17 protein-coding genes are annotated in these 24,923 nt (G+C 64.5%); 10 read left to right on the forward strand and 7 right to left on the reverse strand.

Annotation, left to right across the window (positions count from 1 at the left end):
* The first annotated feature begins 38 nt into the window (after nt 1-38).
* Both FJ946_RS21880 and FJ946_RS21885 read left to right on the forward strand, forming a co-directional pair.
* Nucleotides 39-1,715 (forward strand): NAD+ synthase, encoded by a 1,677-nt coding sequence (locus FJ946_RS21880; protein ID WP_140498943.1) that lies wholly within the window; start codon nt 39-41, stop codon nt 1,713-1,715.
* A 49-nt stretch (nt 1,716-1,764) separates the two neighbouring features.
* Nucleotides 1,765-2,178: a GNAT family N-acetyltransferase gene (locus tag FJ946_RS21885; protein ID WP_140564472.1), complete on the forward strand. Its 414-nt coding sequence runs from the start codon at nt 1,765-1,767 to the stop codon at nt 2,176-2,178.
* Nucleotides 2,179-2,506: 328 nt separating this feature from the next.
* Here the strand turns inward: FJ946_RS21885 and FJ946_RS31280 are convergent, their stop codons facing one another.
* Nucleotides 2,507-2,659, reverse strand: coding sequence for a hypothetical protein (locus FJ946_RS31280; protein ID WP_224518946.1), 153 nt, complete (start codon nt 2,657-2,659; stop codon nt 2,507-2,509).
* Between FJ946_RS31280 and FJ946_RS21890 the strand changes: the two genes are divergently transcribed.
* Both FJ946_RS21890 and gltX read left to right on the forward strand, forming a co-directional pair.
* A complete protein-coding gene (locus FJ946_RS21890) occupies nt 2,658-4,361 on the forward strand; it encodes an ABC transporter ATP-binding protein (protein WP_224518947.1) in 1,704 nt (567 codons plus the stop codon). The two genes, FJ946_RS31280 and FJ946_RS21890, sit on opposite strands and share 2 nt — an antisense overlap.
* 199 nt (nt 4,362-4,560) lie before the next feature.
* Nucleotides 4,561-5,934: a glutamate--tRNA ligase gene (gltX, locus tag FJ946_RS21895; RefSeq protein ID WP_140564473.1), complete on the forward strand. Its 1,374-nt coding sequence runs from the start codon at nt 4,561-4,563 to the stop codon at nt 5,932-5,934.
* Here the strand turns inward: gltX and FJ946_RS21900 are convergent.
* The 3 genes from FJ946_RS21900 to FJ946_RS21910 form a co-directional block, all read right to left on the reverse strand.
* Complete coding sequence (locus FJ946_RS21900; protein WP_140564474.1) at nt 5,852-7,048, reverse strand: DUF2865 domain-containing protein; 1,197 nt, start codon at nt 7,046-7,048, stop codon at nt 5,852-5,854. The two genes, gltX and FJ946_RS21900, sit on opposite strands and share 83 nt — an antisense overlap.
* A 77-nt stretch (nt 7,049-7,125) precedes the next feature.
* Nucleotides 7,126-9,450 (reverse strand): NADP-dependent malic enzyme, encoded by a 2,325-nt coding sequence (locus tag FJ946_RS21905; RefSeq protein ID WP_140498933.1) that lies wholly within the window; start codon nt 9,448-9,450, stop codon nt 7,126-7,128.
* A 161-nt stretch (nt 9,451-9,611) separates the two neighbouring features.
* A complete protein-coding gene (locus tag FJ946_RS21910) occupies nt 9,612-10,391 on the reverse strand; it encodes an SDR family oxidoreductase (RefSeq protein WP_140557802.1) in 780 nt (259 codons plus the stop codon).
* Nucleotides 10,392-10,507: 116 nt separating this feature from the next.
* Between FJ946_RS21910 and FJ946_RS21915 the strand changes: the two genes are divergently transcribed.
* Together FJ946_RS21915 and FJ946_RS21920 are read left to right on the forward strand one after the other, a co-directional pair.
* A complete protein-coding gene (locus FJ946_RS21915; RefSeq protein ID WP_140525384.1) occupies nt 10,508-11,323 on the forward strand; it encodes a UDP-2,3-diacylglucosamine diphosphatase in 816 nt (271 codons plus the stop codon).
* Nucleotides 11,324-11,452: 129 nt separating this feature from the next.
* A complete protein-coding gene (locus FJ946_RS21920) occupies nt 11,453-12,667 on the forward strand; it encodes an MFS transporter (protein WP_140564475.1) in 1,215 nt (404 codons plus the stop codon).
* Here the strand turns inward: FJ946_RS21920 and dgcA are convergent.
* The gene (gene dgcA, locus FJ946_RS21925) at nt 12,638-13,621 is read right to left on the reverse strand and encodes an N-acetyl-D-Glu racemase DgcA (RefSeq protein ID WP_140564476.1); all 984 of its coding nucleotides are present in this window, start codon (nt 13,619-13,621) and stop codon (nt 12,638-12,640) included. The two genes, FJ946_RS21920 and dgcA, sit on opposite strands and share 30 nt — an antisense overlap.
* Nucleotides 13,622-13,698: 77 nt before the next feature.
* Here dgcA and FJ946_RS21930 point away from each other — a divergent pair, with 77 nt between their 5' ends.
* From FJ946_RS21930 to FJ946_RS21945, 4 genes are all read left to right on the forward strand, one after another.
* Nucleotides 13,699-14,886: an ABC transporter permease gene (locus FJ946_RS21930; RefSeq protein ID WP_140525381.1), complete on the forward strand. Its 1,188-nt coding sequence runs from the start codon at nt 13,699-13,701 to the stop codon at nt 14,884-14,886.
* A gap of 1 nt (nt 14,887) precedes the next feature.
* The gene (locus FJ946_RS21935) at nt 14,888-15,706 is read left to right on the forward strand and encodes an ABC transporter ATP-binding protein (protein WP_140498922.1); all 819 of its coding nucleotides are present in this window, start codon (nt 14,888-14,890) and stop codon (nt 15,704-15,706) included.
* A gap of 14 nt (nt 15,707-15,720) precedes the next feature.
* A complete protein-coding gene (locus FJ946_RS21940; RefSeq protein WP_140564477.1) occupies nt 15,721-17,094 on the forward strand; it encodes an MlaD family protein in 1,374 nt (457 codons plus the stop codon).
* A gap of 94 nt (nt 17,095-17,188) precedes the next feature.
* Nucleotides 17,189-17,788, forward strand: coding sequence for an ABC-type transport auxiliary lipoprotein family protein (locus FJ946_RS21945; RefSeq protein WP_224618578.1), 600 nt, complete (start codon nt 17,189-17,191; stop codon nt 17,786-17,788).
* A 32-nt stretch (nt 17,789-17,820) separates the two neighbouring features.
* Here FJ946_RS21945 and FJ946_RS21950 read toward each other — a convergent pair whose 3' ends face one another.
* Both FJ946_RS21950 and FJ946_RS21955 read right to left on the reverse strand, forming a co-directional pair.
* On the reverse strand, nt 17,821-18,435 hold the full coding sequence (locus tag FJ946_RS21950) for a 3'-5' exonuclease (protein WP_140515280.1): 615 nt from the start codon (nt 18,433-18,435) through the stop codon (nt 17,821-17,823).
* Nucleotides 18,436-18,532: 97 nt separating this feature from the next.
* Complete coding sequence (locus tag FJ946_RS21955; RefSeq protein WP_140564478.1) at nt 18,533-24,685, reverse strand: kinesin; 6,153 nt, start codon at nt 24,683-24,685, stop codon at nt 18,533-18,535.
* Nucleotides 24,686-24,923 lie beyond the last annotated feature (238 nt).

The raw sequence follows: 24,923 nt of genomic DNA on the forward strand, positions 1-24,923 counted from the left end.
CCATTGCGGGGCGAATTTTGCCGCGCTAAGTCAGCAGCATGACCAAGAAGCCCGACATACTGCGCATCGCCGTTGCCCAGCTCAATCCGACAGTCGGCGACGTCGCCGGCAATCTCGCCAAGGCCCGCGAGGCGAGGGCGGATGCCGCGCGTCAAGGCGCCGATCTCGTGCTCTACACCGAGCTTTTCCTCGCCGGCTATCCGCCTGAGGATCTGGTGCTGAAGCCGGCCTTCCTGAAGGCCTGCGAGCGGGCCGCGCAGGAGATTGCCGCCGACACCGCCGATGGCGGTCCCGGCGTCATCATCGGCACGCCGCTGAAGCGCAAGACCGGCACCCACAACTCGATCGTCTTCGCCGATGGCGGCAAGATCATCGCCGAGCGCTATAAGCTCGATCTGCCGAATTATGGCGAGTTCGACGAGAAGCGCGTCTTCCAGGCCGGACCGGAGATCCAGGGGCCCGTCAATTTCCGCGGCGTGCGTCTGGGAATCCCGATCTGCGAGGACATCTGGGGCGACATCGGCGTCTGCGAGACGCTGGCCGAGAGCGGCGCGGAAATCCTGCTGGTGCCGAACGGCTCGCCCTACTACCGCGCCAAGATCGATGTGCGCCACCAGGTCGTCATCCGCCAGGTCATCGAATGCGGGCTGCCGATGATCTATGCAAACCAGCTCGGCGGCCAGGACGAGCTGATCTTCGACGGCGCGTCGTTTGCCATAGGTGCCGACAAGCGGCTTGCTTTCCAGATGAGCCAGTTCGAGGAGGCGGTCGACATCACCACCTGGAGGAGACAGGGCGAAAACTGGGTCTGTTCGGAAGGACCGATGTCGAAGATCCCCGAACGGGAGGAGGCCGACTACCGCGCCTGCATGCTGGGCTTGCGCGACTACGTCAACAAGAACGGTTTCAAGAACGTCGTGCTCGGCCTGTCGGGCGGCATCGATTCGGCCATCTGCGCGGCCCTTGCCGTCGATGCGCTGGGCGAGGAGCGGCTGCGCGCGGTAATGATGCCTTACCGCTATACGTCGAAGGATTCGCTCAAGGATGCTGAAGACTGTGCCCGCGCACTCGGCTGCCGCTATGACATCGTGCCGATCTTCGAGCCGGTCGAAGGTTTCCTTCATGCGCTGACGCAGCTTTTCGAAGGCACCAAGGAAGGCATCACCGAGGAGAACTTGCAGAGCCGCGCGCGCGGCACCATCCTGATGGCGATTTCCAACAAATTCGGCTCGATGGTGGTTACGACAGGCAACAAGAGCGAGATGTCGGTCGGCTATGCAACGCTCTATGGCGACATGAATGGGGGCTTCAATCCGATCAAGGACCTGTACAAGATGCAGGTCTATGCACTGTCGCGCTGGCGCAACAGCCACGTGCCGCCGGGCGCGCTCGGACCGTCGGGCGAGGTGATCCCGAAGAACATCATCGACAAGGCGCCGTCGGCGGAACTGCGCGAGAACCAGACCGATCAGGATTCGCTGCCGCCCTATCCGGTGCTGGACGACATCCTCGAATGCCTGGTCGAGAACGAGATGGGCGTCGACGACATCGTCGCGCGCGGCCATGACCGGGCGACGGTGACGCGCATCGAGCACCTGCTCTACGTCGCCGAATACAAACGCCGGCAGGCGGCGCCCGGCGTGAAGATCACTAGGAAGAATTTCGGCCGCGACCGCCGTTATCCCATCACCAACCGGTTTAGGGACCGCGGCTAGACACCGTTTCCGGCCGAAATTCGCGTCATGCCGCAGGCGAGGGGTAGCGATGCCTGACTGTGAGATCAGCTTCGATCTGTCACGGATCGACTTCAGGGCGACATCCGACCTGTTGATGGCAAGCTATTGGGGCGGCGGGCGCAGCGACGAAACGCACCGCCGCGCCTTTGCCAATTCGCTCTGCGCCGCGGCTTATATCGACGGCAGCCAGGTGGGATTCGGCAGGGCGATCACCGACCGCACGGTGTTCGCCTATCTGGCCGATATCATCGTCTGGCCGCAGCATCGCGGGCAGGGCATCGGCTCGCGGCTGGTGCAGGCACTGATCGATCACCCCGAGCTCCGCACCGTTTCGCACTGGAGCCTATCGACCAGCGACGCGCATGGGGTTTATGAAAGACTGGGATTCAAGGCATCGACCGATGGCCGGTACATGCGCCTCGATCGTAAGCCGATCCGCTGACCAAGCGCCTTTGCCGTTGTTGCAAATTTATCCCAGTGCTTGGACCAGATGCCGTTTTTGGTGACCGCCAGCCTTGGCGATGCGATGAGGCATCTCTATAAGGGCCTCTCCGCGATTCCCTTTAGGGAGGACCGAATGCCAGGATTTGACATCGTTATGCGAGGCCGCGAAGCCTAGGTCCCGACCGGCGCGCCGCAGGGTTTTCACCCTCGGAACGGAGCCGGATCGAGAACAGGCCTTTGCCGATGCCGGTCGCCGCCTTCGGGCAAGTGGCCATTCATAACCGAACCTCCGCATTCCCGGGCATTGAGCCCCTTGCGCGGTTTTTTCAATTTTCGACCTTACCGGGATCGGGCTTTTTGCGCCCGAATGACATCATGGCTCGTTTTCGAATCGATTTGCGCGCAAGCGCCTTTCGCAGCGTTCTTGGCTTTACTTTCACCCACTGGCGGCGCCAGCCCTGGCGGCTTTCGCTGATCATGGCTGGTTTCCTGCTGTCGACGCTGGCCGATGTGCTGACGCCGCTCTATTCCGGCCGGCTGGTCGATGCCGTCGCCAGCAGCGCCGGCGCCGACGAGATCGCCTGGAATGCCGCGATGACCGCGTTTTCCATGCTGATGGCGTTGGCGCTGGCGGGTGTCGTCCTGCGCAATTTGGCCTTCATGGGGATCGTCGAACTGACGCTGAAGATGATGGCCGACATCGCCGCCGCCGCCTTCCACCGTGTCCAGCGCTTTTCCACCGACTGGCACGCCAACAGCTTCGCCGGATCGACCGTGCGCAAGGTGACGCGCGGCATGTGGGCGTTGGACCTGCTCAACGACACGATCCTGATCGCGCTGCTGCCGTCGATCGTCATGCTCGTCGGCTCGACGCTGCTGCTGGGCTGGTTCTGGCCGCTGATGGGAGCGGTTGTCGCCGCCGGCTCGGTGCTGTTCATCGCTGTCACGGCGATGCTGTCGCTTGGTTATGTCGCGCCGGCGGCCAGGCTCGCCAACACCTGGGACACGCGCCTTGGCGGCTCGCTGGCCGACGCGGTGAGCTGCAACGCCGTGGTCAAGGGGTTTGGCGCCGAGGAGCGCGAGGAGAACCGGCTTGCGAAGGTCGTCGCCAAATGGCGTGCCCGCACGCGGCGCACCTGGGTGCGCGGCACCATCAACGGTACCACGCAAGGGGTGCTGCTGCTGGTGATGAGAGCGGCGGTCATCGGCCTGGCGCTGATGCTGTGGTCGTGGGGGCAGGCAACGGCCGGCGACGTCGCCTTCGTGCTGACTTCTTTCTTCGTCCTGCAAGGCTATCTCAGGGATATCGGAACGCATATCCGCAACCTGCAGCGCTCGATCAACGACATGGAGGAACTGGTCGATTTCCAGTCCGAACCGCTCGGCATCGAGGATCGGCCCGGCGCCGGACCGATCCGCATCACGCAAGGGGGCATCGCCTTCGACGACGTCACCTTCCATTATGGCAGTCACCGTTCGCCGCTCTATCGCGATTTCTCGGTCGATATCGCGCCGGGCGAGCGGGTCGGGCTGGTCGGCCATTCCGGGTCGGGCAAGACGACTTTCGTCAAGCTGATCCAGAGGCTCTATGACGTGAACGCCGGCCGGATCCTGATCGACGGCCAGGACATTTCGGAGGTGACGCAGGCGTCGCTGCGCGCGCAGATCGCCATCGTGCAGCAGGAGCCGATCCTGTTCCACCGCTCGCTGGCCGAAAACATCGCCTATGCCCGGCCTGGCGCCACGCAGGCCGAGATCGAGCACGCCGCGAAGCTGGCGAGCGCGCACGACTTCATCGCCAACCTGCCGAAGGGCTACGGCACGCTCGTCGGCGAGCGCGGCGTGAAGCTGTCGGGCGGCGAGCGCCAGCGCGTGGCGATCGCGCGCGCGTTCCTCGCCGATGCGCGCATCCTGATCCTGGACGAGGCGACGTCGAGCCTCGATTCAGAATCGGAGGTGCTGATCCAGCAGGCGATGGAGCGGCTGATGGTCGGCCGCACCACGCTGGTCATCGCGCACCGGCTTTCGACGGTGCGGGCGCTCGACAGGCTGTTGGTCTTCGATCGCGGCAAGATCGCCGAGGAAGGCTCGCATGACGCGCTGATCCGGCTGCCGGGCGGCATCTACCGCCGCCTGTTCGAGCGCCAGGCGCTCGAATTGACCAAGGGACTTGTCACCTGATCGGGGATGGCCTCCGGCTCTGGCCCGGAGGCCATCCCATCAGGCGCCGGCGGCTTGACGGGCGGGCGGCGCGGGACATGTGATCGCGGGCGGAGCCGCGTCCGCCAAGTCTTTTCATTGCTTGCGCCATGTTCTATGTCTGCGGCACGGCACGGGGGCGCGTCTTGTCAATCACAAAAGCATCCGGTACGCCCCGCTCATGACAGTTACCGTTCGTTTCGCCCCTTCACCGACAGGCCGCATCCATATCGGCAATGCGCGCACCGCCCTGTTCAACTGGCTGTTCGCCATGAACCATAAGGGGCGCTTCATCCAGCGCTTCGACGACACCGATGTCGCGCGCTCGAAGCAGGAATTTTCCGACGCCATCCTTTACGACCTGCATTGGCTTGGCATCTTTCCCGACACCACCGAATACCAGTCGCGTCGCTTCGAGATCTATGACGCGGCGGTCGAGCGGCTGAAGGCGGCGGGCGTTCTCTATGCCTGCTATGAAACACCGGAGGAGCTCGACCTCAGGCGCAAGGTGCGCCGTACGCGCGGCCTGCCGCCGGTCTATGGCCGCGAAGCGCTGACGCTGACGTCGGAACAGATCGCCGAATATCAGGCCGATGGCCGCCGGCCGCACTGGCGCTTCCTGCTGCCCAATTTCACCGGCGATCCGCAGCAGCCGGAGCGCACCGAAATCCATTGGAACGACCTGGTGCGCGGGCAGGAAACCGTCGATCTCGCCTCGCTGTCGGACCCGGTGCTGGTGCGCGAGGACGGCACCTATCTCTATACGCTGCCATCCGTCGTCGACGATATCGAGATGGGCGTCAGCCATGTCATCCGCGGCGACGACCACGTCACCAACACCGGCGTGCAGATCGCGCTGTTCCGGGCGCTGGGTGCCGAGCCGCCGGAATTCGGCCACCACAATCTGCTGACCACCGTTTCGGGCGAGGGGCTGTCGAAGCGCACCGGCGCACTCTCCATCGAAAGCCTGCGCGAGGACGGCATCGAGCCGATGGCGGTCGCATCGCTGGCCGTGCTCGTCGGCACGTCGGAGAATGTCGCCGCCGCGCACGACCTGGCCGAACTCGCCAGCCGTTTCGACCCGGCTGCGACTTCGAAGTCGGCGGCAAAGTTCGACCCGGACGAGCTTTTCGTGCTCAACCGGACGCTGCTGCACCAAATGCCGTTCTCCGAAGCGCAGAATCGGCTGGTGGTGCTCGGCATATCGGGCGAGCAGGCGGAACCGTTCTGGCTGGCTGTGCGCGGCAATCTCGACAGGCTGGCCGATGCTGTCGGCTGGTGGCGCATCCTGCGCGAAGGGCCGCAGGAGAAGCTGGAATTTTCCGACGCCGATCGAGATTTTCTTCACCAGGCCATCGATCTGCTGCCCGAGGAGCCTTGGAACGGGACCGTCTGGAAGGACTGGACGGCCAAGATCAGGGAAGCGACCGGCCGCAAGGGCAAGGCGCTGTTCATGCCGCTGAGGCTCGCCCTTACCGGACTGACCTCGGGACCGGAGCTTGCAGATCTATTGCCGCTGATGGGTCGGGAAGGAACGTTGGCCCGACGACCCTGACCTTCCGCTGTTCCGGCGGCAACACCGAGACCGGCGATGTGACCGGTTTGACCGCAAGCCGCTTGATTGCGTCGCGGTCCAGCCCGCCTGCGGCGTTTGCCAGCGTCTCGGGATCGGCACCTGGATCGGGTTTGGAGGCAGGCACCGGAATGAACGGGGCGCCCTCCGTTTGCGGCCGCGACTGTTGCTGGCTTGGCGGATTGCCGCCGATGATCTGGAAGTTCTGCGCGGCGTTGCAGCCGCAGGCCGGCGGCCGCGACAGGTTGGGCTGCTTGTAAAGATAAGCCGTCGGCAGTTCGCTGTAGGGTCGGCCGGTGACCGACGATGTCATGTCGGCTGAATCGTCGCCCATGCCGCGCGAATAGAAGACCTGGATCTCGGTGCCGGGACAGCTCGATTCGCAGTTCTTCTGGTCGCGCTCGAAATCGCCGACCGAGGCGGCATTCGACATCGGGAAGAAGTAGCCGTCGCAGGTGCGCACGCAGGTGGTACGGAACTCGCCGCCGACGCCCGGAAAATCCGGTATGCCGGACCGGCCCGGCACGCGGCGGATATTGCGCTCCTCGTCGGGATCGTCAGATTGGTCGAGCGTATCGAGCCGGCGCGTGTCGCCGCCGAACAGCTGGTCGAACAGATTGCCGTTGCCTTGTTCCCGTTTCGCTTCGCGCAAGAGTTCGCGGCGGGGCGCCACCGCGTCCTCGCGGCAGCCATTGGTGTCGAGCGCGGCCAGGATGCGTGCGCGATCGCGCCGCGAACCGCCGCCGGCGAGGCGGGCGCGCTTGGCCTGCAAGCTATCGAGATTGGCGTTCATGCGCTCGATGGTGGCGTTGAACCCAGCGCATTGGCTGACATTGCGGCTGAATAGAGAGAAGCCGCAGCCGGCGCTGCTGGACTGGCCGCGCACCTTTGAAATCTGCTCGCGTTGCCGGTCGATCGCGGCGTCATATTTCCGGATCAGGGCCGGGCCGCCACTGCCGCGCGAGGTCGCGGCAAGATCGGTCTCGAGCTGGCGGCAGACACGCGAGGCGGCCTGCGGCTCGGAGACGGCGGCGCCCGAAAGCAGCAGGCCAAGCAGCACGGCAAGATGCGCCTGCTTCCACCCTTTGCCCATCATCCGCCGAAACCCGCCTGATTGTTCCGCCGTACGCTACGTGCTCGTGGTTAAACGGCAGTTTACCCCCGAATCGGCGTTCAGCCCAGATCGACGACAGCCTGCGCCTTGTGGGCGGCCTCGACCACCGCAAGCGCTGTCATGTTGACGACGCCGCGCGAGGTCACCGAGGGCGTCAGGATATGCGCCGGCTTGTCGGTGCCGAGCAGGATCGGGCCGACATGCAGGGCATCCATCATGGTCCTGAGCGCGGTCAGCGTGATGTTGGCGGAATCGAGGTTAGGGAATACCAGGAGATTGGCTTCGCCCTTCAGACGCGAATGCGGATAGACGCGCTGGCGCAGATGTTCCGACAGCGCGGAATCGGCATGCATCTCGCCGTCGCATTGCAGCTCGGGCGCGATGCGCGCCAGGATCGCCGCCGCCTGCCGCATCTTGAGCGCACTCGGCGAATCGCGCGAGCCGAAATCCGAATGCGACAGCAGCGCCGCCTTGGGCTCGATGCCGAAGCGCTGGATCTCCTCGGCCGCCAGCACGGTCATTTCGGCGATCTCGTCGGCGGTGGGGTCGACAGAAACATGGGTGTCGGTCAGGAAGATGATGCCGCGTTGCGAGATCAGCATGGACAGCGTCGACAGATCCCGGTCCTTGATGCCGGTTCGTGGCCCGATGATCAGCGTGACGTTGCGCAGGTGCCGCTCGAAACGCCCTTCGAGGCCGCAGACCATGGCGTCGGCGTCGCCGCGCTTCAATGCGAGGGCCGCGATCACCGTGTTGTCGGTGCGCACCATGGTGCGCGCGGCCTCCGTCGTCACGCCGCGCCGGCCGGCCAGCTCGATCAGGAGGTCGACGTAATGGCGGTAGCGCGGATCGTCCTCCGGGTTGATCAGGCCGAAGTCGACGCCGGGCTTGATGCGCAGTCCGTAGCGCTTCAATCGCACCTCGATGACGTGCGGACGGCCGATCAGGATCGGCTCGGCGATGCCTTCCTCCAAAACCACCTGCGCGGCGCGCAGCACGCGCTCGTCCTCGCCGTCGGCATAGATGACGCGCTTGGCGCTCGACGCCTTGGCCGACGAGAACACCGGCTTCATCACCAGGCCGGAGCGGAAGACGAAGCGGTTGAGCTTGTCGATATAGGCGGAGAAGTCGCTGATCGGCCTTGTCGCGACACCGGTGTCGCAGGCCGCCTTGGCGACGGCCGGGGCGATGCGCAGGATGAGCCGCGGATCGAAGGGCGAGGGGATCAGGAATTCGGGTCCGAACACCGGCGTCTCGCCGGAATAGGCGCGCGCGGCGACATCCGAAGGTTCTTCGCGGGCAAGGGCGGCGATGGCCCGCACCGCGGCCATCTTCATCTCCTCATTGATGGCGCTGGCGCCACAGTCCAGCGCGCCGCGGAAGATGTAAGGAAAACACAGTACGTTGTTGACCTGATTTGGAAAATCGGACCGGCCCGTGCAGATCATCGCGTCGGGGCGCGCCGCCCGCGCCACTTCCGGCATGATTTCCGGATTGGGATTGGCCAGCGCCAGGATCAATGGCTTCGGCGCCATGTGCTGGAGCAATTCCGGCTTCAGCACGCCGGCGGCCGAAAGCCCGAGGAACACGTCTGCGCCCGATATGACGTCGGCCAGCGTGCGCGCCTCCGTGTCCTTCACATAAGGGTCTTTCCAGCGGTCCATCTCATCCGTGCGCCCCTTATAGGCGACGCCGAAACGGTCGGTGACCCAGATGTTCTCGACCTTGGCGCCGAGCGAGACCAGCAGGTTGAGGCAGGCCAATGCCGCCGCACCCGCGCCCGAAGTGACGATCTTGATGTCGGCAATGGTTTTGCCGGCGAATTCCAGGCCGTTGAGCACTGCGGCGGCGACGATGATGGCGGTGCCGTGCTGGTCGTCATGGAAAACCGGTATGCCCATCCGGGCCTTCAGTCGCTCTTCGACCTCGAAGCATTCCGGCGCCTTGATGTCCTCGAGGTTGATGCCGCCGAAGGTCGGTTCCAGCGCCGCCACCGTTTCGACCATGCGCTCGATCTCGGGCGCGTCGATCTCGATGTCGAAGACGTCGATGCCTGCGAATTTCTTGAACAGGACCGCCTTGCCTTCCATGACCGGCTTGGAAGCGAGCGGGCCGATATTGCCCAGGCCGAGCACGGCCGAGCCGTTGGAAACGACGCCGACCAGATTGGCGCGCGCCGTGTAGTCGGCCGCGGTCGCCGGATCGTCGCGGATTTCGAGGCAAGGGGCCGCCACGCCGGGCGAATAGGCGAGCGCCAGGTCGCGCTGGTTGCCAAGCGGCTTGGTGGCCTGGATTTCGAGCTTGCCCGGCGTCGGGTGCTTGTGGAAGTAGAGCGCGGCTTCGTCGAGGTCCGAACGTGCCGTTTTCTTGCTCTCGCCGTTCATTCCGGGCCTCCCTGCGATCCTGCGTGCCGCCTTCTTAGCATGCGGCCGAGATTTTTCGCGACGCCAAATGACGCAATCGCCATTCACATCGACGAAGCCGGGATAAGCGATCTATTTCAACGGTTTGAGCGGAATTTCTTCGGCGCCGGCGCTACCGGGTCTCAGAAGGCGCTGACATAGAGGCCGCCGTCCACCGGTATGTTCTGGCCGGTCAGGTAGCCGGCATGGACCGAGCACAGGAAGGCACAGATCTGGCCGAACTCCTCCGGCGTGCCGAGCCGCTTGGCCGGCACGTCGGCACTGATGCGCGCCTTGCGGGCGGCTGCCGCGGTCGGGTCTTCAACGCTGCCGGCCTCGTGCGGACCGCGCAGCCGGTCGGTATCCAGCTTGCCGGGCAGCAGGCTGTTGATGGTCACGTTGCGGTCGATCACCGTGCGCGCCACGCCGGCAAGAAAGGAGGTCAGGCCGGCGCGCGCGCCGGACGACAGATCAAGGCCGGGGATGGGGACATAGACCGATAGCGAAGTGATGTTGACGATGCGGCCAAAACCGCGCACGGCCATGCCGTCGATCACTGCCTGCACCAGCTCGATCGGCGTCACCATGTTCTGGGTCACGCCTTCGAGCATCTTGGCACGATCGAGCTCGCGGAAATCGCGCAGCGGCGGGCCGCCATTATTGTTGACCAGTATGTCGGGTTCGGGGCAAGCGGCGAGAAGCGCCTTCTGCACCTCGGGCTTCGATACGTCGCCGACGACTTCCGTGACGGTCACGCCGTAACGCTCGCGCAGCTCCGCAGCGGTTTTGGCCACCAGCTCGGCGTTGCGCCCGTTGACGACGACGTCGCAACCAGCCTCGGCCAGCGCCATGGCGCAGCCTTTTCCGAGCCCCTTGCTCGAAGCGCAGACGATGGCCTTCTTTCCGCGGATGCCGAGATCCATGACGATTCTCCTGTGATTCGCCGGCAGGCTAGCTCTTGGGCTGGACCAATCGCAACCGTCATACGGTTGTTGCATGAATCGGGGCATAGGCTCGCGAAAGCAACGGTGAATTCGCGATGTCCGGCCAAGAGCCCCGCACGTTCCGCAGCATGTTCATCTCCGACGTCCATCTCGGGTCGAAGGCGGCAAAGGCCGATTTCCTGATCGATTTCCTTAGACATCACGATGCCGACATCATTTATCTCGTCGGCGATATCGTCGATGGCTGGCGCCTGAGGCGCAGTTGGCACTGGCCGCAGAGCCACAATGACGTCGTGCAGAAATTGCTGCGCAAGGCGCGCAAGGGCGCCACCATCACCTACATCGCCGGCAACCACGACGAATTCGCCCGCCAGTTCCAGGGCGTGCATTTCGGCGGCATCGTCGTAGCCGACCGCGCCATTCACGAAACCGCCGACGGCAGGCGGCTGCTCGTTATTCATGGCGACCAGTTCGACACGGTCGTGCACAATCAGCGCTGGCTCGCCTATCTCGGCGACCATGCCTACGACGCCGCCATGCAGGTCAACCGTGTGATCACCCGGCTGCGCCAGCTGCTCGGCCTGCCTTACTGGTCGTTTTCGTCCTGGGCCAAGGTCAAGGTCAAGAAGGCGGTGAACTTCATCGGCTCGTTCCAGATGGTGCTCAGCGACGAGGCGCGGCGCTCCCATGTCGACGGCGTCATATGCGGCCATATCCATCATGCCGCGATCGAAAGCTATGGCGACGTCCAGTACATCAACACCGGCGACTGGGTGGAAAGCTGCACGGCGGTGGTCGAACATTTCGACGGCCGGATGGAAATCCTGACCTGGGCGCATGTCTTGCCCGAGGCGCCGGACGAACCCTTCATCCCGATGCTGATCGAGGACCGGGTGGTGCAGGCCGCCTGACTGCCGGTGCCAGGCACAGATTCCGGTGTTAATCGATTAGGCCAATCGGTTTCGTCCGGTTTTTCCTCATGTTAAGGGTCAATCCACACTGCTCGCCGTTCGTGGGCGGCAGCGTTATTGGATCGATTCATGCCGCTGCCGCCGCTTTCACCCGAACAGCTCGTCAAACCACGCCATTTCGAACTGCGCATGAGCCTGATCTTCGCGACATTGTTCGTGTCGCAGGGCACGCATCTGCCCTACTTCCCGCTGTGGCTGCAGGCGAAAGGTTTTCACGCCGAGCAGATCGCCGTCATCCTGGCGGCTCCGATGTTCCTGCGCGTCGTGACGACGCCGCTGCTCACCGCGCTCGCGGACCGGGCGAGGGACCGCGCCGACGTCTATATCGCGCTCGTCGCGGCATCGATGATCATTTCCGCCGGCTATTTTCTGCCGGCCTCCTACGCCGTCGTGCTTGCGGTGTCGCTGGCGCTGACGATCGTATGGACACCGCATTCGCCGATGGCCGATTCGCTCGCGCTTTCGGGCGTGCGCCGCTTCGGCTCCAACTACACCAGCATGCGCAAGTGGGGTTCGATCTCGTATCTCTGCGCCAACGTGGCCGGTGGTTTCATCCTGACCGCGGCAGGGGCGCAAGCCGTCCCGGCGATCATTTTCGCGGCACTGGGTGCCGCGCTCTTTGCCGCGCTGCTTGCGCCGCGTCTTGGCCGGCCGCGCCTTGCCTCACCGCTTTCGGCCGCGGAGATCCAGCACTCGGCACCAAGTCTCTTCAATGCCTATTTCGTCTATTTCACCCTGGGTGTCGGCATCCTCACCGCCAGCCACGCCTTCCTTTACGGCTTCGTGTCGATCTACTGGAAGTCGATCGGCATCGGCGACACCGTCGTCGGGCTTCTGTGGGCGTGGGGCGTGGTGGCCGAAGTCTGCATGTTCGTGTTTTTCAACCGCATATTCGCCTCCGTGTCGGTCGTCAGGGTGATGGTGATTGCCGGCATCGGCGCGGTCGTGCGCTGGATCGCCTTTCCGCTGATCTGGCCGCTTGGCCTCGGCGTCGCCGGGTTTTTCGGCGTCCAGACCCTGCATTCGGTGTCGGTGGCCATGGTGCTGATCGGCCTGCAGAAAATGATCGGCGAAACGGTCTCGGAAGAGCGCACCGGTGCCGCACAGGGCATCGCCTATTTCTTCAACGGCTTCTTCATGGCCGCCGTGACGCTCGCCTCCGGCCCGCTCTACGACCGTTTCGGGGTCGACGGCTTCCTGGCCATGATCCCGATCGCGATCATCGGCCTGGTGCTGGTCGGACTCGCGGCGCGCTCAGCCCCAAAGCGCCGGATCGGGCGGTGAAACCAAGGATCCCTCATAGGCGAGGCCGGGCACACGATCCCGCGCAAGCAGCAGCGGTCCGTCGAGGTCTACGAAATCGGCGTCCTGGGCGAGCAGCACCGCCGGCGCCATCGCCAGCGACGTGCCGACCATGCAGCCGACCATGACGCCGAAACCCAGTTCGCGGGCGCGGTCGCGCAGCACGAGCGCCGCCGTCAGCCCGCCCGACTTGTCGAGCTTGATGTTGACGGCATCGTAGAGACCGGCGAGCGCGGCCAGATCCCCCGCCTCATGCACGCTCTCGTCCGCGCAGATCGGCACCGGATGCGCGATGTGGCGCAGGATGCCGTCATGGCCCGCCGGCAGCGGCTGTTCGATAAGCGCGATGCCTTGCTCGGCGGCAAAGGCGAGGTTCGCGGCGATGGTGTCGTCGTTCCAGCCCTCGTTGGCGTCGAGGATGATGCGGCTGTCGGGCGCGGCCTGCCGGACGGCGCGGATGCGCGCAATGTCGTTGTCGCCGCCGATCTTGACTTTGAGCAGCGGGCGCGCCGCGTTGGCACGGGCCTGCGCCGCCATCGCCTCGGGTTCGCCCAGCGACAGCGTGTAGGCCGTCTCGAGCTGATGCAAAGGAGCCGGCCAGACCGCGTCAGCCACCGCCTTGCCGCTGATCTTGGCTTCCAGGTCCCACAAGGCGCAATCGATAGCGTTGCGCGCCGCGCCCGCCGGCATGGCGCCGAGCAGGGCTGTCCGGTCCATGCCAGCAGAGATTTGCCCGCGCATGGCCTCTATCGCGGCGCGAACCCCGTCCATGGTCTCGCCATAGCGTTTGTACGGCACGCATTCGCCACGGCCCGTGTAATCGCCTTCGCTGATCGTGCAGGTGATCACTTCGGCTTCGGTCTTCGAACCACGCGAAATGGTGAAGGTGCCGGCGATTGGAAAACGCTCGGCCTCGACCGAAATGACACGCGCCATAATTTTCTGCTCCGGCTGTGCGAGAAGGGTCGTCGGCAAATCGACAAGGCCGGACCCGTCAGGCTAAACAGGACGCCATGTTGACCATCGGCAAGCGCGACGCAAGCGGCAAGACCGCCTCGGAGGCTGACCACGAACCGCGCGTGTCGGTCGGTGAGGAAGCAGGCGTTCTCGGCTGCGCCTTCTCGGGAATCTGGACGACGCGCACCGTGGCCGCGATCGACGCAGAGATGCGCAAAATCGAGAAACGGAGCGGTTTCAAGACTTTGGCGCTCGATCTTTCGCACATCGAGAAGATCGACACCGCCGGCGCCTGGCTGATCGACCGCCTGGTCAGCGCTTTCGAGAAGAAAGGTGTCGAGGTCAGGCTGCAGGGCCAGAGCGACGTCGCCTCGATCCTGCTCGGCGCGGTCGGCGATGCGGTGCGGCGCGAGCCCGAATCGGGGCCGGTCGGGCCGCCCAACATCGTCATTCGCACGCTGGAGGCGGTCGGCCGCCGCGTCTACGAAATGCGCGACGATTTTCTCGCCTCGATGAACATACTGGGCGCCACGATCCGTGGCGCGCAGATGAAGCTCGGCCGCGGCCATGCCGTCAATCCGGCGGCGATCTTCAACCAGATCGACCGCATGGGCGTCGGAGCCATTCCGGTGGTGGTGCTGATGTCGGCGATCGTCGGCGCCATCGTTGCCCAGCAGGGCGCCTACCAGCTCAGCTATTTCGGCGCCGACATCTTCGTCGTCGACCTCGTCGGCGTGTTGATCCTGCGCGAACTCGGCGTGCTGATGACGGCAATCATGATCGCCGGCCGCTCGGGCAGCGCCATCACCGCCGAAATCGGCTCGATGAAGATGCGCGAGGAAGTGGATGCGCTGAAGGTCATCGGGCTTAACCCCATCGGCGTGCTGGTCTTTCCGCGCCTGGTGGCGCTGGTGATCGCCCTGCCTTGCCTGACCATCATCGCCAATTTTGCCGCACTCGGCGGCGGTATCCTCGCGGCTTGGCTCTATTCCGACATCGCACCCGCCGCCTTCATCGATCGGCTGCGCGTTGCCATCGACCTCAGCACCATTTTCGCCGGCCTGATCAAGGCGCCGTTCATGGCCATGATCATCGGCACCATCGCCTCGGTCGAGGGCATGAAGGTCGGCGGCAGCGCCGAATCGCTTGGTCAGCACGTGACCGCCTCGGTGGTGAAATCGATCTTCGTCGTCATCATCCTCGACGGGCTTTTCGCCATGTTCTATGCAGCGATCGAGTTCTGAAATGGCGATGGGAAACGGCATCGAGACCAGGGCCAAGGAGGGCGCGGATGACAGCGAGGTCGTGCTTTCGGCGCATGACATCACCGTTTCCTTCGGCGACAACCTGATCCTCGACAAACTGTCGCTCGATATCTGGCGCGGCGAGATCCTCGGTTTCGTCGGCGCTTCGGGCGCCGGCAAATCAGTTCTGCTGCGCACCATCCTTGGTTTGACGCGCAAGCAGTCCGGCACGATCAAGCTGTTCGGCGTGGATATCGAAAAGGCCGACGATGCCGAACGGCTGCGCATCGACATGCGCCTTGGGGTGCTGTTCCAGCACGGCGCGCTGTTCTCGGCGCTGACGGTGCTGGAAAACGTCCAGGTGCCGATGCGCGAATATCTCGACCTGCCGCGCAAGTTGATGGACGAACTGGCGATGCTCAAGGTCGAACTGGTCGGGCTGCCGCCGGACGCGGCGCAGAAATTCCCGTCCGAGCTGTCGGGCGGCATGATCAAGCGCGCGGCACTGGCTCGCGCGCTGGCGCTCGATCCCGACATCGTCTTCCTCGACGAGCCGACCTCGGGCCTCGATCCGATCAGCGCGGCGGAATTCGACGAGCTGGTGGTCAAGCTGCGCGATACGATGGACCTGACCGTCTACATGGTGACCCACGATCTCGACACGCTTTTCACCGCCTGCGACCGCGTCGCCGTGCTCGGCAAGAAGAAAGTGCTGGTCGAAGGCACCATAGACGACATGCTGAAGAGTGAAGAACCGTGGGTAAAATCGTATTTCCGCGGAAAACGAGCCCGGCAACTTGATCTTGCCGCGCGCGCATAGCCATAAGTGAAGCAATGGAAACCAGAGCCAACTACGTTATTGTCGGCATCTTCACGCTGGTGGCGATCCTGGCGGCGTTCGGCTTCGTCTATTGGACGGCGGCGATCGGCGACAAAGGCGAGACCACATTGTTGCGCGTGCGCATCCCTGGCTCGGCTTCCGGACTTGGCCGCGGCAGCTTCGTGCTGTTCAACGGCGTCAAGGTCGGCGACGTCAGGCGCGTCTATATCGATGTCGACAATCCGACGGTCGCAATCGCCGACACCGAGATCGACCGCATGACGCCGATCACCAAATCGACGCAGGCCGATATCGGCCTGGCCGGCCTGACCGGACAGGCCAATATCGAACTCAAAGGGGCCGACCCCAAGGAAGTAAAACTTCTCGACCAGGCCGAAAAGGAAGGCAAGGTCGCCGAGATCGTGGCCAACCCGTCGGCGGTGACCAATCTTTTGCAGACGGCGCAGAACATCTTCACGCGCGCCGACACGGTGCTGACGCAGCTGGAGGGGTTCACCAAGGATGTGCGCGGGCCGCTGACGCAGACCGTGCAGAATGTGCAGACGTTCTCCGACGCGCTGGCCAGGAATTCCGATGGCGTCGACAAGTTCCTGTCCGCGGTCAGCGCGCTGTCCGATGAGCTGAAGGGCGTCTCGGGCAAGCTCGACGGCACGCTGAAGGCGGCCGAAGGGCTGCTCAATGCCGTCGACAAGGACAAGATCAAGAGCATCGTCGCCAATGTCGATACGGTGACCGGCAACCTCAAGGAAACGTCCAAACAGCTCGATGGCGTGATCAGGAATGTCGATACGGCCGTGGGATCGGTCAATGATTTCGCCAAGCAGACACAAGGTACGCTGGCCAAGGTCGACGGCGTGCTCGACGGCATCGATCCGGCGCAAGTGCGCACGGCGCTGGCGAACATCCAGAAGGCAAGCGAAAGCGCCGACAAGGCCGCCTCGGACATCGCCGAGGTGACCGGCAAATTCGCGAACCGGGCGGACGACATAGACGAGACGATCAAGGATGCAAGGCAGCTCGCGCAACGGCTCAACGACGCCTCGGTGCGCGTCGACGGCATCCTGGCCAAAGTCGACAAGCTGCTCGGTTCGGGGCAGGCGGACGGCGTGATGGCGGACGCCAGGGACACGCTGAGGTCGTTCAAGCAGGTTGCCGATACGCTGAATTCGCGGCTTGGCGTCATCACCGACAATATAGCCCGGTTCTCCGGCCAGGGCCTTTCGAATGTCGAGGCGCTGGTTCAGGACAGCCGCCGTTCAATCAGCCGCATCGAGGAGGCGGTTACCGACCTCAGCCGCAATCCGCAGCGCATCCTGTCGGGCGGCGAGGGCGAGGTTCGGCAGTACGATGGCAGGGCGCGGCGTTGACTTCGGTCTCGGCTCGCCGCAGAAACAGTGTCTGCATCCGCGGGTTGTTGTTACAATCCAGGGATAGTGAGGCCGGGGACAGCAGGGATCGCGCGTGAAGTCGACGATTGTGTTCAGATCGGGCGTGGCCTTGCTTGCCTTGACCCTTGCCGGTTGTGCCGCGCTGCCGGGCGGCGGGCCTGCGCCGCTTGACACGTTCGAACTGTCGGCGCCGTCGGTCGAGGCGCATGGCCACAGCCGCCGCCAGATCCTGATCGCCCAGCCATCCGCGCTCAAGGCGCTGGACAGCCAGAACATCGTCATAAAACCGTCCCCGCGCTCGATCCAGTACCTCAAGGGCGCGCAATGGGCGGACCGGCTGCCGCTGATCGTGCAGGCTCGGCTGGCCGAGACGTTCCAGCGCTCGGGCAGCTTCGCCGGCGTGGGCAAGCCGGGCGAGGGACTGGCGATCGACTACCAGGTCATCGTCGAGATTCGTTCGTTCGAAGTCCGTGTCGACGGCGGCGATCATGCCGAAGTCGACCTGTTCGTGCGCATCCTCAACGACCGCAACGGCGAGGTGCGTGCGTCCAAGAGCTTTACGGCGACCGCGCCCGTCTCGGGCAGCGGCAACCAAGGCTATGTCGGCGCGCTCGATGCTGCTTTCGGCGACGCGGCCAAACAGATCGTGCGCTGGACCGATTCGGCGGTCTGAGCGGCGATCCCGGGCGGGCGCCAGCCACCAGGCTACAAGCGGTCGAAGGCGTCCGGCCGCAGCTTTCCGGCCTTCATCAGGTGCTGCAGGGTGTAGGTTACGGACAGCGCGTCATCGAGCGCATCGTGTCCCTGCAATGGCGGGTGTTGAACGCCATAATAATCGGCAAGCTTGTTGCTCGGCGTCCTTGCCAGGTCCTCGATCGGCATCCCGGCCGAGATCAGCAGCTTTACGGTATTGTCAAAACGGGCGGCCGGGATGGAGGCGGGGATGCCTGCGATATAGCAGCTGATGGCTATCATGTTCAGTTCGTCCTTGCCCCAGGACCAAAATCGCGCCCCATTGGAGAAACGATCGACGTCAACAAGGGCTTCTCCTAGCGCGACCCCCTCGATCTCCAGCTTTTCTTCTGTGATGCCAGTCAGTTCGGTGAAGAAAGGGTCGAGCGCGTATCTCCTGCCAAACCGGTCGATCGGTCTGACATAGGCCTTGTGCGTGCCCAGGACGGGAAAGTCGTCTTCGAGCCCAAGCCTGACCGCGCCGATCTGCGCGATGACCGGGTCGGGATCGTGGGCCGCGCACCAGAATCTGCGTTGCGAGCCCTCAAGGCAAAGAAACTCGCAGTCGAATATGATCGCCGTCTTCACAAGTCAGAGATCCAGTCCCGGATGCGACGTCCACCCTTCCAAGCCAAAAGGCGGGAGACAAGTCCCCCGCCTTTTTTCATTGGCTGTCTGCCGCTGCCTAGTGCAGGCGGCCGCTGGCGTGGGCCAGCATGGTGTAGACCTTGCCCGTATCCGAGGTCAGGTAGGTCTGCGCCATGATGTTGTCGCGGTCGTTGCGCGACACGTCCTTCAGCAGCTTCTCGAAATCATCGCAGTAGCGGTCGACGGCGGCGCGGAACTCTGCCTCCGTCTGGTACTTGCGACGGATCTCGTCGAACGTCTGCTGGCCCTTCAGCGTATAGAGCCGCCGCGTGAACACGTCACGCTCGCCGCGCCGGTACCGATTCCACAGTTCGATCGACGCATCGTGATCGATGGCCCGTGCGATGTCGACGGACAGCGAGTTCAGTGATTCCACGACGTGAAGCGGCGAACGCTGGGCAGGGGCGGCGCGCGGTGCGTCGGCGGGTGTTGCCGGCTTGGCTTCGTCCTCGCGTGACGCCCCGCTCAGGAGATCGCGCACCCAGCCGCCCTGTTGCGTGCGGGCGCCGACGTCGGGACGCTGGCGCGGCGCCGTGTCGGCGGGGCGCTCCAGGTCAAGCGTGCCGCGTAGCGCCGTGCCGCCCGCCGGCGCCTGCGGCGCGCGAAGTTCCGGCTGTGGCGCGGGAGCGCGGCGCGGCGGCTCTGCCGCGCGGGGCGCTGCCGGGGCTTGCGGCGCCGGGCGCAGATTGCGCGATTCCGAGGGCTCTCCACCACTGCGGCCGGACTTCGCAACGATGTCCGAAAGCTCCTTCAGGGCGTTGATCTGCTCGGAAACCGCGCGGCGGATGGCCGATGTCGATTCCTTGGCCTCTTCCGGCATCTCGATGACGCCCTTCTTGAGCTCGGCGCGGGTGAGGTCGAGCTCGCTCTTGATGGCGCCGGCGGTGCGGCGCATCTCCTCGGTCGCGTCGGAGAAGCGCTTGGTTGCCGAATCGACGACGTCGGTGATGGCGTTGCGGATCTTGTCGGCCGATTCCAGCGTCCTGCCTTCCGCATTTTGCAGCGTCTGGCCGACCAGATTCTCGAACGAGCGCATGACCCTTTCGAGATCCTCCGACTTTTTGACCAGGCCGACAGCGAGATCCTCGAGTGAAGACTGCCTTTCGAGCGTGTGTTCGAGGTTGCTCTGGGCCGAGCTCAGGAGGTCCGAAGCACCGGCGAGCAGGCGGCTGTGTTCATCGAACTTGGTGGCGATCGACGCGACCTCGCGCAAGGTCGACGACGACAGTTCCGTCAGCCTTGTCGTGTTCGAATCGACCAGCCTTGCCGAGCTGGCGAAGGTCTGCGCCGCTTTCTCGGTGGTTGCCGCGAAGCTTTGCGTGCTGCCGGTCAGGCGTTCGTCGACCTGGCCGAGATTGGCCGCGGCCTGTTCGATCAGCTGACCGAGCTGCGCGCTCGACGTGGTCATTCGGCCGATCAGGTCGGCGACACTGTCGGATAGCGACGAGCGGGCACCTTCGACCGCCGAAAGGGTCTCGGCGGTGCGGCTGGCGAGCGCGTTGACGAGGGCTGCGTTTTCGCTGCGCAGCTTCTCGGCGGCACGTTCGGTGACCTCTTCCATGCTCTTTTGCAGTTCCGAGCCGCCCTGGGCGAAACGCTCGACCAGCGGCCGCGCGGTCTCGTCGAGGATCTTCGACATCTCCGCCGACCGTGCCGCGAGCATGGTGTTGAGCTCGCGGGTGTTGGCGCCGATCGTCTTGGCGGCGTCGTTGGTGCTCTGGCCGATATGCTGGCCGACCGCGGTGAAGGTCTCCGCGATGACATTGGCGCGCGACACGAGTTGCGCTTCGGCGCTCGACACCTGCTCGTTGAGCTTCTGGCCCATCGTCTCGGCGGTATGGGCTAGCCGGTTCTCGACGCTGGCGATCTGCTCTTCGACGCGGGCAGCAGCCGTTGCCGCGGTCGATGCGAGCCGCTCGTCGGCGCCGGCGAGCGCCTGCTCGATTTCACGGGCATGCGCGGCCAGCTCCTGGCCGGTCTGGCGCGCACGGTCGGCGACCCTCTGCTCTGTGCTGGTGAAGGCGCCGACGATGCTCTCAGCATGTTCGCCGATGGTCGAGGTGCTGGCGGCGATGCGGGAAACCAGTCGGTTGTCCGCATCATCGAAGATGCGGGCGATTTCGGAGGCGCGGCCTGACAGCGCTTCCGAACCTTCGGCGATGCGCGAGACCAGGTGCTGGTCGGCGGCGTCGAAGATGCGGCCGAGATCCGCTGCACGCGCGGCAAGAGCTTCGGCCGATTCGCCGATGCGCATGCCGAGCCGCTGATCGGCGCCTTCGAAATTGCGCAGGATATCGCCGGCGCGCGCGGCCAGCGACTGTGCCGTTTCGACGGCCCGGGCAACCAGCTTCTGGTCGGCCGCGTCGAAGGTGCCGGCAATCTCGCTCACCCGAGCCGCCAACTGGTCGGCGGTCTCCTGGGCGCGGGCGGCCAGCTTCTGGTCGGCCGCGTCGAACGTGCCGGCGATTTCGCTTGCACGGGCGGCAAGCTGATCGGCGGTTTCATGGGCTCGCGCCAGCAAGGAACTGGACGCATCGTCCGCGCGGGCAAGCAAGGCGCTCGACGTGTCTTCCGCACGGGCGTGGAGACGGCGATCCGCCTCCTCGAAGCTGCGGGCGATGTCTTCGGCCCGAGCCAGCAGGGCGGCCGAGGTCTGCTCGGCGCGCTCGGCGATCTTGCGATCCGCATCGGAGAAGGCCTGGCCCGCCTGCTCATGCAGGACGCTGGTGACTTCCAGGACCTTCTCGCGCAAGGCGCCGGCCACGAAGACGGCGCTCTTCTCGAGCACGTTGCGCACATTGTCGACGCCTGTCGACAGCGCACGCTCCATGGTGCCCGCACGCTCCTCGATGATGCCGGTCTGGCGACTGAACGCCTGCTCGATCTTGTCCACGTCGGCGGCGATCGCAGCGGAGATGTCGGTGCTCCTGGCCGCGATCTGGTCGATGTGACCCGACAGTGAACGATCGATATCCTTGCGGGTCTCGGCGAGCCTGCCGAGATCGTCTTCCAGCGCGCGGCTCAGCACGTCGCGGCCTTCGGCCAGCTTGCCGACATGTCCGGCGATGATGCCGTCGAGATCGCCACGGCTCTCCGACAGCCTCTGCAGATCGGCCTCCAGCGCGCGCTTGAGGATGTCGCGGCCTTCGGCCAGCTTTTCGACCTGGCCGGCGACAAGGCCATCGATGCTCGAGCGGCTTTCGGCCAGCTTGGCGAGATCGTCCTCGAGCGCCTTCGACAGCACCGAACGCTCCTGGACAAGCCTCTCGGAGTGGCTGTTGACCAGTCCGTTGACGTTTTCGAGATCGTCTTCGAGTGCCTTCGACAGCGCCGAACGGTCCTGGACAAGCCTTTCCGAGTGGCTGTTAACGAGACTGTTGACGTTTTCGAGGTCGGCTTCGAGCGCCCGGGCGAATTGTCCCCGATCTTCGACCAGTTTCTGGGACTGATCGGCGACGGTGCTCTTGATCGTGTTGAGATCGGCTTCCAGCGCACGGCGCAGGATGTCGCGGCCTTCGGCCAGCTTCTCGACCTGGCCGGCCACCAGCCCGTCGATGCTCGAACGGCTTTCGGCCAGCTTGGCGAGATCCTCCTCAAGCGCTTTCGACAAGGTCGAACGATCCTGGACCAGCTTGTTCATGTGGTCGGCAATGACGCTGTTCACATTCTGCAAGTCGGCCTCGAGAACCCGCGACAGCTGCCCGCGGTCCTCGGCCAGCCTTTCGGACTGGCTCGATATGACGCCCTTGATCGCGTTGAGATCGGATTCCAGCGCCCGCCTGAGAATATCGCGGCCTTCGGCCAGTTTCTCGACCTGACCGGCGACCAGGCCGTCGATGCTCGAGCGGCTCTCGGCGAGCTTGGCAAGGTCGGCTTCAAGGGTCTGCGACAGCAGGCTGCGATCTTCGGCCAGGCGGCCCGAATGGTCTTCGATCAGCCCGCGTATGCTGGACAGATCGTCCTCCAGCGAACGGCCGAGCTGCGAGCGGTCTTCCGCCAGTTTGGCCGAATGCGCCTCGATGAGGTCCTTGATGCCGGCGATGTCGTTCTCCAGCGCCCTGGCGAGTACCGCGCGGCCCTCGGCGATCTTCTCGACCTGACCGGCGACAAGGCCATCAATATCGGCGCGCGTGTCCACGAGCTTGCCGAGGTCGGTTTCGAGCGCGCGCGAGAGAATGTTGCGGCCCTCGGCCAGCTTGCCAACATGTCCAGCAACCATTTCGTCAATGATTGTACGGGCTTGCACCAGCTTTCCGGAGTCTTCGTTGAGAGCCTGGGAGAGCCGGTTGCGGCCTTCTTCCAGCCTTTCGAGGTGGCTGCCGAGCGAAGCGTCGATGGCAGCGCGCGATTCGTTGACCTTGCGCAGATCTTCTTCGAGAGCGCGCGCGATCAGGCTGCGGCCTTCGGCCAGCTTCTGCACCTGGTCGGTTACCGCAGCATCGATGCCGGCACGGCTCTCGGCGAACTTGGCCAGATCGGCCTGCATCGCGGCCGCCATGCGCTCGCGGCTCTCGGAAAGGCTGCGGCTGTGATTTTCGACCGCTTCCTCTATGCCCACGCGGGCATCGGCAAGCCGCTGGATATCGGCATCGAACGAGCGCGAGACGACGTGGCGCGCCGCTTCCATGCGTCCGGCGAAATCGCTGGCGCGCGCTTCGAGCATGGACGAGGTCGACGTGACGATATCGGCCATGTCGGCGCCGATCTGGGTCTTGCCCTGGTCGATCATCGCCGTCAGCGTGTCCTTGCTCTCGGCGAAGGTGTGGGCGATTTCGCGCGCGCGTTCGACCAGCGTTTCGTTGATCTGCCGGGCACGGGCTTCGAGTGCTGCGTTGAGCTTCTGCGTGCCGGTGTCGAGAGCCTCGGCGCGGGTCTGGAACTCGCTGATCAGCGCCTGGCCGCGCTCGGCGAGCGTGCGCTCGATGCCGTTGAGGCTGGCCTCGAATTCCGAATTGAGTGTGCGCGCGGCGCCACCAAGCAGCGACACCATGCCGTTGGTGCGATCGTCGAGCAGGTCGGTCAACGACCGGGTCAGGCCGTCTGTCGTGTCCGTCAGCTTGGCGATGCGCGTGTCGAGCAGGCTGGCGAAAGCCTCGCCGGAAGTCGAAAGCTTGTCGGTTATGGTGTCGAGCCGTCCTTCCACCGAATCGAAGATCGACAGCGAACTTTCGTTGATGCGGTCGATAAGCGTGTCGCCGGAATTGGTGATGGTCATCGACAGTTTGGTCGATGCATTGAGAATGCTGTCGCGGATGAGGTCGCTGGCAGCGCCGATTTCGTCCTTGAGGGTGTCGTGCGCGCCGGCGATCGAAGCGCGAACCCGCTCCGCATGGCTGACGACCGCCTCGCGCTCGCTGCCGAGCCCGTCGACGAGCGAGCGGATGCGGGTTTCGTTTTCCGAATAGGAGCGCTCGATCTGGTTGACCTCGCTGTGGACCAGCGTTTCCAGTTCGACGGCGCGGGCCAGCGTGCGTTCGATGCCTTCGCCCATGGCGGCCACCTCGCGGCGGACGGCCTGGCCGATCATCATGACGCGATCCTGGGCCATGTTTTCCGGCTCGGTGAGGCGGAAGGCCACTTCCGTCATCGACTGGGCGGCGATGCGCATGTCCTGCGCGCGGCGAATCATGGCGGCGAAGGCCCAGAACAGGATGACCGGCACGATGGCCGCGACAGCAAGGCCGATCAGTTCGGGACGGGCGAAGAACTGGTCGAGCGTGCGGATCCTCCAGATGCTCGGCCCGAAGAGGAGGTTGGCCAATCCGCCCGCGCCGGCGATCCAGGCCAGCGAAACGAAGGCGATAACCCAGTAGATCGTGTTCGAGGCGCGCCGGTTGAGGCTGTGCAGAAGCGTCTTGTAATCCTTCTGACGATCGTCATTGGCCGGCGAGAAGCCGGCGGGCTGACCGCCATTGCGTGTTTCGACGGGGCGCAGTTCGGCGGGTCTGGTCTTTGGCGCGGGATTCGCGGCCTGGGCTTGGTTGACGACGGGTGCCTGCGTCTGATTGCGTCCCTCGCGCGCCAATTCGTCGGCGGCCTGGGATATCTGCGCTTCCAGATCTTCCATCGAGGCCGCGATATCGAGGTCGCCGCTGCCGGTGTCGCCGCTGAGGTCGAGATCGAGTGCCTTCTCGAGTTCCCTGGCCACATCGTTGTCCAGAGATCTGGTCGTCGTTGTTTTCTTCGCCATGCCTTCGCTACCCTGTACTAGCTGCCGCGGGCTTATGATTTTGGTTGTCGCACCCACGCGCAGGAGGCTGAAAATGGACCCCTCGTATCGTAATGACACAGGGGGGTAAAGAAAACATGCATTCCGCGGGATACGTAAAACTTTAAATATAAGGTTAACGGAAGCGTGATTCCGGCGCCGCTTTCGCAACATTTTTTCCGGCCATCCATTAACCCGTTGTCCATTGGATTCGCCTAGT

This window comes from Mesorhizobium sp. B2-4-7 (assembly GCF_006442685.1).
GTDB lineage: Bacteria > Pseudomonadota > Alphaproteobacteria > Rhizobiales > Rhizobiaceae > Mesorhizobium.

Excerpts from the sequence above, each read along its gene's own strand:
- FJ946_RS21890 (WP_224518947.1), top strand. The coding sequence starts at position 2,658 with ATGGCTGGTTTCCTGCTGTCGACGCTGGCCGATGTGCTGACGCCGCTC.
- FJ946_RS31280 (WP_224518946.1), bottom strand. The coding sequence starts at position 2,659 with ATGATCAGCGAAAGCCGCCAGGGCTGGCGCCGCCAGTGGGTGAAAGTA.
- FJ946_RS21915 (WP_140525384.1), top strand. The coding sequence starts at position 10,508 with ATGTCCGGCCAAGAGCCCCGCACGTTCCGCAGCATGTTCATCTCCGAC.
- FJ946_RS21940 (WP_140564477.1), top strand. The coding sequence starts at position 15,721 with ATGGAAACCAGAGCCAACTACGTTATTGTCGGCATCTTCACGCTGGTG.
- FJ946_RS21955 (WP_140564478.1), bottom strand. The coding sequence starts at position 24,685 with ATGGCGAAGAAAACAACGACGACCAGATCTCTGGACAACGATGTGGCC.
- FJ946_RS21920 (WP_140564475.1), top strand. The coding sequence starts at position 11,453 with ATGCCGCTGCCGCCGCTTTCACCCGAACAGCTCGTCAAACCACGCCAT.
- FJ946_RS21930 (WP_140525381.1), top strand. The coding sequence starts at position 13,699 with ATGTTGACCATCGGCAAGCGCGACGCAAGCGGCAAGACCGCCTCGGAG.
- FJ946_RS21910 (WP_140557802.1), bottom strand. The coding sequence starts at position 10,391 with ATGGATCTCGGCATCCGCGGAAAGAAGGCCATCGTCTGCGCTTCGAGC.
- FJ946_RS21880 (WP_140498943.1), top strand. The coding sequence starts at position 39 with ATGACCAAGAAGCCCGACATACTGCGCATCGCCGTTGCCCAGCTCAAT.
- gltX (WP_140564473.1), top strand. The coding sequence starts at position 4,561 with ATGACAGTTACCGTTCGTTTCGCCCCTTCACCGACAGGCCGCATCCAT.
- FJ946_RS21905 (WP_140498933.1), bottom strand. The coding sequence starts at position 9,450 with ATGAACGGCGAGAGCAAGAAAACGGCACGTTCGGACCTCGACGAAGCC.
- dgcA (WP_140564476.1), bottom strand. The coding sequence starts at position 13,621 with ATGGCGCGTGTCATTTCGGTCGAGGCCGAGCGTTTTCCAATCGCCGGC.
- FJ946_RS21885 (WP_140564472.1), top strand. The coding sequence starts at position 1,765 with ATGCCTGACTGTGAGATCAGCTTCGATCTGTCACGGATCGACTTCAGG.
- FJ946_RS21900 (WP_140564474.1), bottom strand. The coding sequence starts at position 7,048 with ATGATGGGCAAAGGGTGGAAGCAGGCGCATCTTGCCGTGCTGCTTGGC.
- FJ946_RS21935 (WP_140498922.1), top strand. The coding sequence starts at position 14,888 with ATGGCGATGGGAAACGGCATCGAGACCAGGGCCAAGGAGGGCGCGGAT.